At 60.8% G+C, this 13,839-nt stretch carries 11 protein-coding genes; all 11 read right to left on the reverse strand.

The genetic code is table 11. The features are described 5' to 3' along the window. Nucleotides 1-9: 9 nt before the first annotated feature. The 11 genes from AB8E48_RS08335 to AB8E48_RS08385 all read right to left on the reverse strand — a co-directional run bounded on the left by AB8E48_RS08335 (nt 10) and on the right by AB8E48_RS08385 (nt 13,669). On the reverse strand, nt 10-2,427 hold the full coding sequence (locus tag AB8E48_RS08335) for a bifunctional (p)ppGpp synthetase/guanosine-3',5'-bis(diphosphate) 3'-pyrophosphohydrolase (protein ID WP_368886412.1): 2,418 nt from the start codon (nt 2,425-2,427) through the stop codon (nt 10-12). A gap of 266 nt (nt 2,428-2,693) precedes the next feature. Then, nucleotides 2,694-3,884 (reverse strand): protein translocase subunit SecF, encoded by a 1,191-nt coding sequence (gene secF, locus AB8E48_RS08340; protein WP_368886413.1) that lies wholly within the window; start codon nt 3,882-3,884, stop codon nt 2,694-2,696. Between the two features lie 2 nt (nt 3,885-3,886). Continuing rightward, the gene (secD, locus tag AB8E48_RS08345; protein ID WP_368886414.1) at nt 3,887-5,578 is read right to left on the reverse strand and encodes a protein translocase subunit SecD; all 1,692 of its coding nucleotides are present in this window, start codon (nt 5,576-5,578) and stop codon (nt 3,887-3,889) included. A 99-nt stretch (nt 5,579-5,677) separates the two neighbouring features. Continuing rightward, entirely contained in the window at nt 5,678-6,037 is a 360-nt protein-coding gene (gene yajC, locus AB8E48_RS08350) for a preprotein translocase subunit YajC (RefSeq protein ID WP_049342021.1), read from the reverse strand. A gap of 366 nt (nt 6,038-6,403) precedes the next feature. Beyond that, complete coding sequence (gene ruvB, locus AB8E48_RS08355; protein WP_172855776.1) at nt 6,404-7,390, reverse strand: Holliday junction branch migration DNA helicase RuvB; 987 nt, start codon at nt 7,388-7,390, stop codon at nt 6,404-6,406. A 171-nt stretch (nt 7,391-7,561) separates the two neighbouring features. After that, on the reverse strand, nt 7,562-8,182 hold the full coding sequence (gene ruvA / locus AB8E48_RS08360) for a Holliday junction branch migration protein RuvA (RefSeq protein ID WP_005505871.1): 621 nt from the start codon (nt 8,180-8,182) through the stop codon (nt 7,562-7,564). A 214-nt stretch (nt 8,183-8,396) separates the two neighbouring features. Continuing rightward, nucleotides 8,397-9,086: a crossover junction endodeoxyribonuclease RuvC gene (gene ruvC / locus AB8E48_RS08365; protein WP_368866914.1), complete on the reverse strand. Its 690-nt coding sequence runs from the start codon at nt 9,084-9,086 to the stop codon at nt 8,397-8,399. A gap of 264 nt (nt 9,087-9,350) precedes the next feature. Further along, nucleotides 9,351-10,109 (reverse strand): YebC/PmpR family DNA-binding transcriptional regulator, encoded by a 759-nt coding sequence (locus AB8E48_RS08370; RefSeq protein ID WP_005508777.1) that lies wholly within the window; start codon nt 10,107-10,109, stop codon nt 9,351-9,353. 133 nt (nt 10,110-10,242) lie between these two features. Next, nucleotides 10,243-11,010 (reverse strand): type 1 glutamine amidotransferase, encoded by a 768-nt coding sequence (locus AB8E48_RS08375; protein WP_368886415.1) that lies wholly within the window; start codon nt 11,008-11,010, stop codon nt 10,243-10,245. Beyond that, nucleotides 11,010-12,293: a Mur ligase family protein gene (locus AB8E48_RS08380; RefSeq protein WP_303945772.1), complete on the reverse strand. Its 1,284-nt coding sequence runs from the start codon at nt 12,291-12,293 to the stop codon at nt 11,010-11,012. Before AB8E48_RS08380 ends, AB8E48_RS08375 begins: the two co-directional genes overlap by 1 nt. A gap of 197 nt (nt 12,294-12,490) precedes the next feature. Further along, on the reverse strand, nt 12,491-13,669 hold the full coding sequence (locus AB8E48_RS08385; protein WP_368886416.1) for a hypothetical protein: 1,179 nt from the start codon (nt 13,667-13,669) through the stop codon (nt 12,491-12,493). Nucleotides 13,670-13,839: the final 170 nt, after the last annotated feature.

Below are 13,839 nucleotides of genomic sequence, written 5' to 3' on the forward strand. Positions count from 1 at the left end.
TAGAAGAGCCTACGCCTCCGAGGGTTTCGCGCCAGTCAGGCGGTACGCCTTGTACACGCCCGTCACGTTACGGACCACATTCAGCACGTGCTCCAGCATGAAGCGGTCACCCAGCTCCAGGGCGAAGCGGTCCACCACGGTACGATCCTCCGAAGTGTGCACGCGCGCATCCAGGATGTTCACGCCCGACTCAGAAATCGCACGAATCAGGTCGCTCAGCAGGCCCTTACGGTCCAGCGCCTCCACTTGAATCTGCACACGGTACGTAGCGGTCGGCGAAGACGCCCACTCAACCGTGGTCACGCGCGGCTCCTCGTCAGCATTACGCATATTCGGGCAGTCACGGCGATGCACCGAAATGCCGTTGTAACGGGTCACAATGCCGATAATGTCATCCGGCGGGACCGGGGTGCAGCAGCGCGCAATCTTCGTCAGCACACCCTCAGCACCCGGCACGACCACGCCGTTATCGCCAATCGCCTTACGGGTCGACTTCAGCAGCGTCTCGTCAAAGTCGCTGACCTCAACCTCGGGTGCCGGCTCGTCACCGCGGTGCACCTCAACCAGGGTGTCAATGACCAGCTTCGGCGAGATCTCGTGCTCACCAATCGCACGGTACAGGGACGCCACATCGTTCTTATGCAGCAGCTGAGCCACCTGAGTCATAATCTCCGGGCTCATCATCTTCTGCAGCGGCAGCTCACTGTTGCGCATGCTCTTGGTGAGCATCTCGCGGCCGGCGAGTAGCGCCTCCAGGCGGCGTTCCTTCGCGAAGTACTGGCGGATCTTCGTGCGAGCGCGTGAGGAGCGAACGAACTTCAGCCAGTCCTCACTGGGTCCGGCGTCCTCGTTCTTCGTGGTCATAATCTCCACGGTCGCGCCGGTGGGAAGGATCGTATGTAGCGGCACCAGGCGGCCGTTGACCTTCGCGCCGACGGTGCGGTCACCTACCTCACTGTGGATGGCGTAGGCGAAGTCCACGGGGGTGGATCCGTTGGGCAGGGCGATTGCCTCGCCGTTGGGGGTGAGCACCACGATTTCGTCGGTGTCGAGGGTTTCGGCGAGGGACTCGTAGAACTTCTCGGACTCCGGGTTGGAGTTCGAAATCTCGGCAATAGACTGCAGGATGCCGACGTTCATCATTGCCGAGGTCTGGGTGCTCGGCTCCTGCGGATCCTTCGCGGGCGCACCTGCACGAGGCGCAACCTTCTCACCGCGCGATGCCGCCTTGTAGCGCCAGTGCGCCGCCACACCGTACTCAGCCTCTTCGTGCATCTTGTACGTGCGGATCTGAATCTCGAGCGGCAGGTTGCCCGGGCCGTACACGGTCAGGTGTAGCGACTGGTAGTTGTTGTTCTTCGGGTTCTTAATGTAGTCCTTGAAGCGGCCGGTCATCGACGGCCACAGGGACAGCACGTGGCCGAGCACGGTGTAGCACTCCGCCTCTTCCTCAACCATGATGCGCACCGCGAGGATGTCGTTAATTTCGTCGAAGCTGCGGCCCTTCGTCTTCATCTTCTGATGAATCGAGTAGTAGTGTTTGGGGCGGCCCGTCACGGTCGCGTCGATGCCCACCTCTTTCAGGCGGTCCGTAATCTTGGTGCGCGCCTCGTTCAGGAACTTTTCGAGCGCGGGGGTGCGTTCGCCGACCATGCGCACCATTTCGGCGTAAATCTCCGGGCTCATGGCGGCGAAGGAGAGGTCCTCCAGCTCCCACTTAATCGTGTTCAAGCCCAGGCGGTGCGCGAGCGGTGCGTAAATCTTCAGGGTCTCCTCCGCCTTCTTTGCGGCGGAAGCCTGCGGCACGAAACGCCAGGTGCGGGCGTTGTGCAGGCGGTCGGCAAGCTTAATGAGCAGCACACGAATGTCCTTGCTCATGGACAGCACGAGCTTACGAATCGTCTCGATGGAGGCGTTCTCGCCGTAGGTCATCTTGTCCAGCTTGGTCACGCCGTCGACCAGGTAGGCGACCTCCTCACCGAACTCTTCGGTGAGCTGCTCCATCGTGTAGTCGGTGTCTTCCACTGTGTCATGCAGCAGTCCGGCGGCGAGTACGGGGCCGGTTGCGCCCATCTCCGCAAGAATCGCGGTCACAGCGACCGGGTGGGTGATGTACGGGTCGCCACTCTTACGCTTCTGACCCTCGTGGCAGCGGTTCGCCACTTCGTAGGCGCGCTGCAGCACCTGAATGTCTTCGTCCGGGTGGTAGCGGCGCACGGCACGCACGACCGGCGCAATCATCGGGGAGAAACGGATGGTGCCGCCGTGCGAATCGGAGGCTTCCATCTTGCTGCTGCGGCTACCGAAGACGAGGCGGTTCGGCACACGTCCGCCAGCAGCCATGACGCGGTGCGAGCCGCGAACAGTCTTAGCCTGCTGAGGCTCCTGGCTCTCAGCGTTTGCGTTCATTCCGGCTTCTGCACTCATTTTCGGGCTCCTTTGGACGTAACAGCGATGACCTGAACCCCCGAATCTGCTCGTCATTGAAAGGCGTGGATGCGGGCGCGCAGTATCTTCTACCTTTATCCTACCCAGCACGCGGATATGAGCCAAAATATGCGCGTAAACTATGCCGCACTGTGACACATTAGGCCGGCGGGAACAAACCAGCAGGCACGCTAAAGGGGAGCCGACACCTCTCGGTATCGACTCCCCTATCGTTAGCAACGCCAGTAGCGCTGGCGGAACACAGGCTAGCCGTTCAGGTTCACGCGGTGAATCTCAATGGTTGCACGTGCCGGCTTCTTAGCGGGCTTCTTGGTTGCCTTCTCGTCCTCGGTCGCCTCGTCGGCAGAGTCCGCAGACTTGCTGGACTTCTCAGCCTTAGCCGCCTCAGCGGGCTCCTCCGAACCCTCCGAGTCCTCAGCCTCGTCAGCATCCTCAGCGTCCTTGAAGTTGCCGCTCTCCACCTTCGCGGTGTGCTCACGAATCTGAGCCTCACCCAAACGCAGCGAAGCATACAGCGGCGCAGACACGAACAGCGTACCGAACATGCCCACCAGAATACCCACGAACAGCGACAGGGACAGGTCCTGCAGAGTACCCGCACCCAGGATGAACGCACCAATGAACAGGATCGCGCCCACCGGCAGAACACCCACAATAGCGGTGTTAATCGAACGGACCAGGGTCTGGTTCACCGCCAGGTTAATCTGCTCGGCAAAGGTCGTGTCGCGGCGCTCAAGCACGCCATCCGTGTTCTCGCGGATCTTATCGAACACCACCACCGAGTCGTACAGCGAGTAGCTCAGAATCGTCAAGAAACCAATAATTGCACTCGGAGTAATCTCGAAGCCAAACGCGGCGTACAGGCCAACCGTCACCACCACGGTGAAGAACAGGCCCGCAATAGACGCCAGCGACATCTTCCAGGTACGGAAGTAGAACGCCATACCAATCAACGCCAGCACCACAAACGCGACCAGACCCCAGAACGCCTGACGGGTCACATCCGCACCCCAGGTCGGGCCCACAAACGAGGAGGTCACGTCATTCTCAGAGACGCCATACGCCTCCTGCAGAGCCGCCTTCACTTGCAGAGTCTCATCATCGCTGAGCTTGCTCATCTGGGCACGAATCGTACCCGGCGCAATATTAGTCACGCGAACATCGGAGGCGTCCTTCGCCTTCTCGTGAATAACGCGCTCACCCGTAGCAGTATCAACGTGCGCGGTCTTCGAGACCACGAACTCCGAACCGCCACGGAAATCAATACCCAGGTTGAAGCCGCCACTCACCGACGGAATCAGAACCGACACCGCCATCAGCACAGTAGCCAGCAGCAGCCACAGGCGGCGCTTACCCACGAAGGGGTACGAGCGGGCACCCGAATGCAGGTCATTACCGAAGCGGGCAAAAGCATTAGGTTTCACATCGGTAGCCATGCTTAGCTCTCCTTCTTCTCATCAGAAGCAGACTCGTCAGCCTCAGCGGCAGCACGCTCTGCACGGCGACGCTCAGCAATGCTCAGCTGCTTCTCCTCCGGGCTGCGGAGGCGACCGGCACCACGGTACAGCGGCGTAGCGCCCAGCGACTCAGGCGACAAGCCCGAGTGGCGGTGACCCTCACCGAAGTAGCGGGTATTCGCCAACAGAGTCAACATCGGGTGGGTGAACAGGTACACGACCACAAGGTCAGCAATCGCAGTCAAACCAAGAGTGAACGCAAAGCCCTTCACCGAACCAACCGACACCACGTACAGCACCACAGCAGCCAGCAGGTTCACAGCCTTCGACGCCAAAATAGTGCGGGATGCACGCTGCCAACCGTGGTTCACCGCCGACGGGATCGTGCGGCCAGCACGGATCTCATCACGGATACGCTCAAAGTAGACGATGAACGAGTCAGCCGTAGCACCAATCGCCACAATCAGACCCGCCACACCAGCCAGGGACAGGCGGTAGTTCAACGCCCAACCCAGCAGCACAATCGCCTCATACGAGATGATGCCCGCAACAATCAGCGACGCAATCGTCACAAAGCCCAGCAGACGGTACTGGAACAGCGAGTACACGAACACCAGCAGCAGACCAATCAGGCCGGTCAGCAGACCCACACGCAGCTGCTCCGAACCCAGGGTCGCAGAAATCTGCTGCTCCGACTGGATCGTGAAGCTAATCGGCAGGGCACCGTACTTGAGCTGATCGGCGAGAGCCTTCGCCTCCTGCTCGGTGAAGTTACCGGTAATCTGCGGCTTACCATCAGAAATCACAGCCTGCGACACCGGGGAGGACAGCACCTTGCCGTCCAGCAGAATCGCGAAGCGGGCACGCGGATCGTTTGCGTTCTGTGCACGAATCGCGTTCAGGCGAGAAGTAATGTTCTGGAACTTCTCACGAGCAGCATCGTTGAACTGAATGTTCACAGCCCAACGGCCCGTAGTCACGCCCTGACCGGTCGTCTCCTGCGAGTGGCTTGCGGTAGAAATATCGCTACCGCTCAGCTCCACAGGACCCAGAATGTACTTCTCCTGACCGTCAGTGGAACACGCCACCATCGGCTTAGTCGGGTCAGCACTATCGGCATCCTCATTACGTGCCGCGGTGCAGTCCTTCGCCTCATACTGCTTGTACAGGTCCGCAGTAATCCAGTTACGGTCCGAACCGTCAGTCGGCTCCGCGGACGGCTTGGGCAGCTTATCGTCCGCAGTGCGGGCATCCTCAGCCACCGCAGTACCGGCACCGGCTACAAGAACCGGGCGGAACGTCATATTTGCAGACGCCTGAATCAGCTGACGAGTCTCAGCGCTAATCGTTCCGGGAACCGAAACAACCACATTATTACCCGAACCGAAAGAGGTCGTAACCTCCGCCTCCGAAACGCCGGCACCATCAACGCGCTGACGAATAATCTCAACCGCCTGGTTCAACTGCTCCTGGGTGACGTTCTCATCCGAAGAGCCATTGACCTTCGGAGAAAGAATCATTTGAGTACCACCCGAAAGGTCCAGGGCGAGCTTCGGTGCCCAAGAACCTCCCGAGTAGGTGGTGCCGAAAATACCGGCAGCCATAACAACCATGAGCAGGACCATCGAGAGGAGTGCCCCTCGCGCGGCTGCAAGCGGTGAACGCTTAGCCATAATGTTCCTTCTTCGTGTGAATAGTATTGAGTGTTCTACAGATTCCGTAACGCGAAAACCCGACGCCGCTCACTGGGCGCCGGGCTCATACGCGCTGAATTACTTAGCAGTATCAGAAGAGGTATCGGAAGCGGGAGCTTCGGATGCGGTAGCCTCGTACACGTCCTCGGTCAGGGGCGCCGCGGGGGCTTCCTCCTCGACGACGGCCATAATCGCGTTCAGTGCCAGGGTGATAACAACACCGTCCGCAATCTGAAGCTGCAGCTTGTTGTTCTCAAGGTCAGTGCTGACAACGGTGCCGTAGATGCCGGAACCAGTCATCACCTGGGTGCCGGGGACGAGAGACTGCTGCATTGCGCGCAGTTCCTCCATCTGCTTACGCTGACGCTTCTGGGCGGAGAACATCATCCATGCCAGCAGCGCCATCATGGCAATCATAATCAGGAGGTTAAAATCCATGGTCTCACTTTCACATCCGCACCCGTGCCGCTCACCGCGAGGGTTGAGCGTACCAGAAGGTGTGGAATCGTAGATACAGTACGTATCCATCCTACGCGAGAGCATGAGCTTTAGCGCCCCGAACCAGCGTTTTTGTGAGGTTAACCTGAGTTTTGGACTCTCTCGGCGTAATTTTATGTCGCCGACAGAGCCGGGCAGAGCTCGATGGAGCCTGCAGAACCGGTAGAAGAGCTTGCCGCGCCTGCAGAAGAACTACCGCCCCTGCAGAAGAGATACCGGGGGCACAGAGAAGCCCGCGGGAGGTTACTGCCTCCTACGGGCTACTACAGTGTTATCAGCTGGTGCCGACCTAAAGCTGATACGGATCTAGAGCTGAATCTCCGGGGCTTCCAAGCCGAGGTGCTCCCACGCCGCGGGCAGAGCCACACGACCGCGCGGGGTGCGACCAATCAGGCCCTCACGCACCAGGTACGGCTCGGCAACCGTCTCCACGGTCTCCGTCTCTTCACCCACCGCAATGGCGAGGGTGGACAGACCCACCGGGCCACCGCCGAACTTGTGAATCAGCGCCTCCAGCACGGCGCGGTCCAGACGGTCCAGGCCGCGCGAATCTACCTCGTACATGTCCAGCGCGGTTGCGGCATCGGTCGCATTGATGCGGTCCACACCGTTGACCAGTGCCCAGTCACGCACACGACGCAGCAGGCGGTTCGCAATACGCGGCGTGCCGCGGGAACGACCGGCAATCTCGGTGAAACCCTCGGAGGTAATCTGCATATCCATCAGACCAGCGCTACGGCGCAGCACCAGCTCCAGCTCCTCCACCGAGTAGAACTCCAGGTGACCGGTAAAACCGAAACGGTCACGCAGAGGACCGGGCAGCAGACCCGCACGGGTCGTCGCACCCACCAGAGTGAACTGCGGCAGCTCCAGCGGAATGGAAGTCGCACCCGCACCCTTACCGACCACAATGTCCACACGGAAATCTTCCATCGCCATGTAGAGCATTTCCTCAGCCGGGCGGCTCATACGGTGGATCTCATCCAGGAACAACACCTCACCGGGGGTCAGCGAAGACAGAATCGCCGCCAAATCACCCGAATGCTGAATCGCCGGGCCGGAGGTGATGCGCAGCGGCGCCTCCATCTCTGCCGCAATAATCATCGCGAGAGTGGTCTTACCCAGACCGGGAGGGCCAGACAGCAGCACATGGTCGGCGCTACGGCCACGCATCTTCGAAGCCTCCAACACCAGGGACAGCTGCTGACGCACGCGGCGCTGACCCACAAAGTCGTCCAGGGACTTAGGGCGCAGTGCTGCCTCAATCATCTTCTCTTCAGGCTCTTCTTCCATCGCCACCAGGCGCTGGGCGGGAGCTGAAGACGCCTGAGTGCCGGGCACCTGACCGGGAAAATACCCGCCGGAAACCAGGGACGCCGCGGGCTGCGGCTCATAGGGATTCTGGCTCATAGAATTCTTCTTTCACAAAAGTTTGAGTGGGATACGTCGAACAGGGCGCACCGCTTAGTGGCGGCCCACCGTGTTCTGAGTACCCAAGGAGGCGAGCACACCGCGCAGAGCCACACCCACCGGCTCAGTCTCTGCGGCAGGGTTGTGCTGCACGTAAGCGTCAATAGCGGCGGAAGCGTCCTTCTCGCTCCAGCCCAGAGAGGTGAGAGCGTCAAGCACCTGCGGCTTCCAGACAATGCCCTGGCTCAGCGGCAGCTCATCAGTCTGACCATCGCTGAGAATCAGCTTGCCGGCAAGCTCCAGTACAATACGGCGGGCACCCTTCGGGCCAATACCGGGAACCTTCGTGAACGCCTTATCGTCACCGGTCGCCACGGCGCGCTCCACCTCAGCGGCAGTGTGAACACTCAACACCGCCAGAGCAATACGCGGACCAATACCGGAAACCGAAAGCATCATATCGAACACTTCACGCTCGGCAGGCTCCGAAAAACCGTACAGAGTCATCGACTCTTCACGCACAATCATGGTGGTCAGCACGGTAGCTTCCTCACCGGTGCGCAACTTGGAGAGAGTACGCGCGGTAGCGTACACGAGCATGCCGAAACCGTTCACGTTAATCACCGCATGATCAAGGCCCACCTGAGCCACACGACCGGTCAGGGATGCAATCATTTCTCTCCACCTTTCAACACCGCGCCCCGAATCAGGCTCGCGGCAGTGTGAGGGCACCGGACACTCCGGCACCCACAGAACGCACTCCCCCAGTTCAACGGGGAGACACTACAAGTATATTAGAATATTTCTTCTGAAATCAAGCATATATTCGAACTTCTTAGCGAATACATGCGAGCCAGCAAGAGGTACGAAAAAGCCCACGAATGCGCCTCTAGCGGCGAGCGCGCGCCTCCGCCTCCATCCAGGCACGCTGCGCCGGAGTCAACAACCCGCCACGGCGAGCCTGCGCCGGGCGTGAACCCTGGTGAGTCTGCGTCTGAGCAGACATATTGATACCCGAACCGATGCCGCCGCCACGCCAACCGTGACAAATCGCAATCGCCAGGGCATCAGCAGCATCGGCGGGCTTCGGCATGGAATCCAGCCCCAGAATGCGGGTCACCATGCGACCCACGGAGGCTTTATCGGCGCGGCCGCTACCGGTCACCGCCGCCTTCACCTCCGAGGGGGTATGGAAGAACACCGGCACGCCGCGCATCGCCGCCGCAGAAATCACCGCGCCCGAAGCATGCGCCGTACCAATCACCGTGTTCACCTGCTCCTGCGCAAAGATACGCTCAATCGCCAGGGCATCCGGCTTATAGGTATCCAGCCAGTGGGAGGCGGCGTTGAAAATCCAGAGAATACGCTGGTCCAGGGACTCCGCCGGGATCGTGCCGGCAACACCCACGTTCACGAAGTGCGCCTTACGGTCGGCGGTCATATCGAGCATGGAGAAGCCGCAGCGGGTCAGACCCGGGTCAACACCCATGATGCGGGTTGCACCCGGCACACGCTCCACAGCGGCGGCAGTACGGTTCTCACGCATGCTATCGCGTGCGGCAGGTTGAGCAGCGGCCATCATCTCCCCTTTCGACAAACTCCCTCTAGAATCTCTAGATTCTAGCCCTTCAGAATCCTAGCACCCGGCACCGGGGCATGCCACGAGCACGGTCACCGGGTAAACGGTCACCGCGCGTCCCGCGAAAAGTACCCGGCGCATCCCCAAAATAGCCCCAGACGCTAAGAAGCCACTCCCCCAACCAGCCACCCTACGGCGGCTCGGTTAAAGGAGCGGCTTCTTCAAGCATCAGATATCAGAACCTGAGTGATTACTCAGCTGTGATTACTCAGCTTCCAGCTCTGCCATGACCTCAGCAGAAACGTTAGCGTTCGAGTAGACGTTCTGAACGTCGTCGAGCTCTTCAATAGCGTCTGCCAGCTTCATGAACTTCTTAGCACCCTCAGCGTCCAGGTCAACCTGCATGGTCGGGCGGAAGACCGGGTCGTCGTTGTTGTACTCCAGGCCAGCCTCGTCCAGTGCCTTACGGATCTCAGGCAGGTCGGTCGGTGCGGAAACAACAGTGAACACGTCGCCCTCGTCCAGAACCTCTTCGGCGCCTGCATCCAGAACAGCCATCAGAACGTCGTCCTCGGTCAGGCCGTCAGTCTTGGTGACCTCAGCAACGCCCTTACGCTCGAACAGGAACGCAACCGAACCCTGGTCAGCCATGGTGCCGCCGTTACGGGTCACAGCCAGGCGAACCTCAGACGCTGCGCGGTTACGGTTATCGGTCAGACACTCAATGTACAGAGCGGTACCCTGCGGGCCGCGTGCTTCGTACATGATTTCGGTGTAGTCAATGGTCTCACCGGTCAGGCCAGCGCCACGCTTGATTGCGCGGTCAATGTTGTCGTTAGGAACGGAGTTCTTCTTCGCCTTCGACACAGCCAGGTCAAGAGCGGGGTTACCAGCAATATCAGCGCCACCCATACGTGCCGCAACTTCAATTGCCTTAATGAACTTCGCGAAAGCCTTCGCGCGCTTAGCGTCGATAGCAGCCTTCTTGTGCTTAGTAGTCGCCCATTTAGAGTGACCGGACATTCGTATCTCCCTTAGTCAAAACCTCTGCACGGACACGGCGAAACGCCCCGCGCACTGTACTATAACTCAATCAACTATACCGTAGCGGAGGCGCACACCACCTCAGAAAGTGCACGCCACCGCCAGGAATAGGCTAGCGGGGGCGGGACGCAGCCGAAGCGCGCGCCTTCTCCACCAGCGAGTCGTCAATCGTGTTCGGCGTGAACTCGCCAAACTTACGCTGAGCCGCCTGCTTAATCAGGTAGTCCGAAATCTTCGGGTTCTTCGGCAGCAGCGAACCGTGCAGGTAAGTGCCAATCACGTTGTGCACGCGCGCACCCTCATACGCATCGGTCACGTTGTTGCCGTCACCCTTGGTCACGGTAGCCAGCGGGGTGCAGCCGGAACCCAGGTAAGTCAGGCCCGAGTGGTTCTCAAAACCAATCACGGTGCCGAACTCCTCAGACTCCGCAACAATATTGCCGATCAGGCGGTCATCGCCGCCGACCGTGTGCGCATCAAAAATGCCGATACCCTTCAGCACCTCACCCTCACGGGTGCGGAATTCCTTGCCGAACAGCTGGTACAGGCCACAAATGACGAGCATCGGCACGCCAGCCTCAGCCAGCGAGCGCAGCGTATCACCGTTCGCGTGCAGGTCATCCTGAATCACGGACTGACCGGAGTCCTGACCGCCACCGCCCAGAATAATGTCAACATCTTCCGGGAAAGGCTGACCGGGGTTGTGGTCCAGAATCTGCACGTCAAAGCCGTGCGCCTGCGCGCGACGAGCCAACGCCAGAGTGTTACCCCAGTCGCCGTAAATGTTCATGTCGAGCGGGTACAGCTGCAGAATACGCAGAGTCTTACCGTTATTGGGGCCGGAGGCGGGGGTGCCCTCAAAAGTGTGAGTTGCCGTCATTAGGAAACCCTCTCAACGTCAGTGATCTTTGCGAGCTCTTCACGCAGAGCCAGCATTGCGGTGTAGGTGCAGAAAATACGCATGGGCGCGTTACCGCTGGAGGCAATGAAGCCCTTGAGTGCATCGGCGAGGTTCTCGTTGACCTCGTCAACCTTCACGCCGTCATGCTCCAGGCGCAGCGCCATATCCCAGGCGCGCACACCCGAAACCATCTGCACGCCGGTCTTCTTCAAGCTGTCGAAGTCAACATCCCACAGCCAGGACACGTCACGACCGTCAGCGTACTGGTCGTTAATCGTGATCATGGTGGCGTAGTCGTCAGCGTTCGCGCTCGCCAGGGACAGGCGGAAACCGCTCGGGTTCTTCACCAGCAGCAGCTGCAGCGGGCGGCCGTTCACGTTCAGGGTCTCACCGCGACCGAAAGCGGGGGTAATCTTCGCCAGCTCCGCAATGAGCTTATCTTCGTTGAGCTTCTCGCCCATGACGGCGCGGGTCAGCGCCATAGCGCCAGCCGCGTTGAAGATGTTGTAAATGCCGTAGAGGTTGATCTCGCCGACTCGCTCCACACCCGCCAGGTCGAAGGTTGCGGAAGTGCCGGAGAACGCGGTCAGGGTAACGTCTGCCTCGGGCAGGGTTGCCTTCGCGACGATGCCGCCGCGCATCTCATCATCCGAGGGGAAGTACGAGCGCAGGGACTCATCCAGACCGTAATACTTGACGGTCACGCCCGGCTGCACGTTCTCAGCGAGGGAGCGGATGCGCGGGTCCTCACGGTTGAGCACCACGGTGCCGGTCGTTGCGGAGGCGACGGTCGCCAGCATGCGGCGGGTCGTGTCAATCTCACCGAAGCGGTCCAGCTGGTCACGCAGAACGTTCAGCAGCAGAGCGTAATCGGGCTTGACTGCCTTGACGAAGTGCACGGCGTGCGCCTCGTCCAGCTCAAGCACAGCAATATCAGCATCAAGCTTGCCGCCGAGGGTCATCTCGCCCAGCAGTGCCGCGGCGACACCGCGCACAAAGTTCGAACCGGTGCGGTTAGTGAAAACCTTCAGACCCTGAGCTTCAAGCAGCTGCACAGCCATCTTCGTGGTGGTGGTCTTACCGTTCGTGCCGGAGACAACAACCACGCCGTAGGGCAGCTTCGCGAGCTCTTCAGCGACGAAGTCGGGGTGCAATTTTTCCATGACAAGGCCGGGGAAGGCGGAGCCGCCGCCGCGAAGCTTAGTCGCGGCGCGTACGCCCTGGCCGAGAAGACGAATGAGGGGTTTGGACATGCTTTCCATTTTAGTACACGCACGCCAGCGGCTGAATGGTTCGCCCGGCTCGTTCGCTCATGCCGGACGGGGCGGGGTTACTGGGGTTTTAGTACGGGGGTGCGGGGGTTTTGGTTCAGGGGTTTGGTGTGGGCGTTTGGTGCGGGGTTTTGGTGTGGGGCTCCGGCTAGGGCGGAGCGCCGGGGGTATTAAAACAGCGAGCCCGTTTAGAACAGAGAACCCTGCACCCTCACCCGCGTGAACTCCTGCGCCGGCTCCACCAGCACGTTCCGCCACGCGGCAGTGTTCACCAGGAACGCCGCGTCAGCATCGCCGGTGTGAGCGCTCAAAAACTGACCCGCCGCGCCCGTACAAAAGAAGCCAGCTGCCCCGCTCTCCAGACCAGATTCACAGGGTGCCAGCGGTTCGGGTGATTGCGCACGCAGAGCTGCGTACGGGCGGTTCATGGCGAGCGACGGAATCCACGGCTCATCCAGGGCGGTGAGTGGCACTTCCGGCTCGGTGCGCGCCAGTTCGGCGAGCGCTTCGCGGGCGCGGGCGACCGCCTCCTGATGGGCGGTGCGAAGCTGCGCGCCGGGCAGCGGGTTCGTCCAGGCGCGGTACTTGCTCGCCATCTGCTTGACCTGCGGAATCTTCGCGAGGGCGGTCACGGCGTCCTCGGCGCGGCGAATGGCAAGGCCGTCGGGTGCGAGCGCAATGTAGGTGGCGGTGGCGACCGCCTGCTCATCCAGGCGGCGCGGGGTCGAATGTAGGGAGCTGGTGCCGACCTTGTGCGTGCCGTCGGGGAAGGTCGCGATGTAGAGGCGATGCTCCAGCATGGCGTAGGCGCGCATGGATTCGGTGAGCGTTCCGGGGTACAGGTGCGCGCTGTGCAGGGCGGTAAATTCGTCACGGGCGGTGCAACGCGGGCACTGCTGGCCACGGTGGATGCGGGTGCCTTCGGGGCAGGGTACGCGGCGGATTCCGGCGGAGGCTCCCCCAGCCTCGGGGGCGGCGTCATTGCTCGTGCCGGTGGTGTAGCCTGCGCAGTAGCGGTACAGCTCCCCTTCGCTATCGCGCGGAATGCGCAACCCCAGGTAGGCACCGGGGGTCAACGGAATCTGGATGCGAACCCCGCTCGGAACGCCAGGCTGCGCGAGGCTTCTTTCCTGGTTAGGGGTGCTCTCCCCCGTCATATGGGGCGCCCCCGCCGCTTGAGATGCCCGGTTATGAGCTCCTTCAGCGACCCCTCCGGGCACGACCGGTTCCACCTCAATGAGCGGGCGGCGGTTGGCCCAGCGGACCTGCCTCCAGATGAGCAGCTGCGGCGTGCCTGCAGAATTACCGGCGGCAGGCGCAGTAGCAAACTCGTCAAAAGCAGTCTCAAGCAGGTTGGGGTAGTCCATAGCATTCCACTCTAGCGGGTCTGGCGCATCTAGTGCTGGCGCATCTAACGGCTCTGGCAGGTTCACGGTGCGGCTGGCGGGACTGCCCCAGACGCTCCGCGTATTCCCAGCGCACATCTTCGGGGCGCATCCTCGGGGCGTAAAAAGAGGCCAGCGTCCTTCACGCTGAT

It is taken from the genome of Rothia mucilaginosa (genome assembly GCF_964211445.1).
GTDB lineage: Bacteria > Actinomycetota > Actinomycetes > Actinomycetales > Micrococcaceae > Rothia > Rothia mucilaginosa_E.

What these genes read in the sequence shown, in the direction of transcription:
- AB8E48_RS08335 (WP_368886412.1), bottom strand. Translation starts at nt 2,427, where the DNA reads ATGAGTGCAGAAGCCGGAATGAACGCAAACGCTGAGAGCCAGGAGCCT.
- secF (WP_368886413.1), bottom strand. Translation starts at nt 3,884, where the DNA reads ATGGCTACCGATGTGAAACCTAATGCTTTTGCCCGCTTCGGTAATGAC.
- secD (WP_368886414.1), bottom strand. Translation starts at nt 5,578, where the DNA reads ATGGCTAAGCGTTCACCGCTTGCAGCCGCGCGAGGGGCACTCCTCTCG.
- yajC (WP_049342021.1), bottom strand. Translation starts at nt 6,037, where the DNA reads ATGGATTTTAACCTCCTGATTATGATTGCCATGATGGCGCTGCTGGCA.
- ruvB (WP_172855776.1), bottom strand. Translation starts at nt 7,390, where the DNA reads ATGGAAGAAGAGCCTGAAGAGAAGATGATTGAGGCAGCACTGCGCCCT.
- ruvA (WP_005505871.1), bottom strand. Translation starts at nt 8,182, where the DNA reads ATGATTGCATCCCTGACCGGTCGTGTGGCTCAGGTGGGCCTTGATCAT.
- ruvC (WP_368866914.1), bottom strand. Translation starts at nt 9,086, where the DNA reads ATGGCCGCTGCTCAACCTGCCGCACGCGATAGCATGCGTGAGAACCGT.
- AB8E48_RS08370 (WP_005508777.1), bottom strand. Translation starts at nt 10,109, where the DNA reads ATGTCCGGTCACTCTAAATGGGCGACTACTAAGCACAAGAAGGCTGCT.
- AB8E48_RS08375 (WP_368886415.1), bottom strand. Translation starts at nt 11,010, where the DNA reads ATGACGGCAACTCACACTTTTGAGGGCACCCCCGCCTCCGGCCCCAAT.
- AB8E48_RS08380 (WP_303945772.1), bottom strand. Translation starts at nt 12,293, where the DNA reads ATGGAAAGCATGTCCAAACCCCTCATTCGTCTTCTCGGCCAGGGCGTA.
- AB8E48_RS08385 (WP_368886416.1), bottom strand. Translation starts at nt 13,669, where the DNA reads ATGGACTACCCCAACCTGCTTGAGACTGCTTTTGACGAGTTTGCTACT.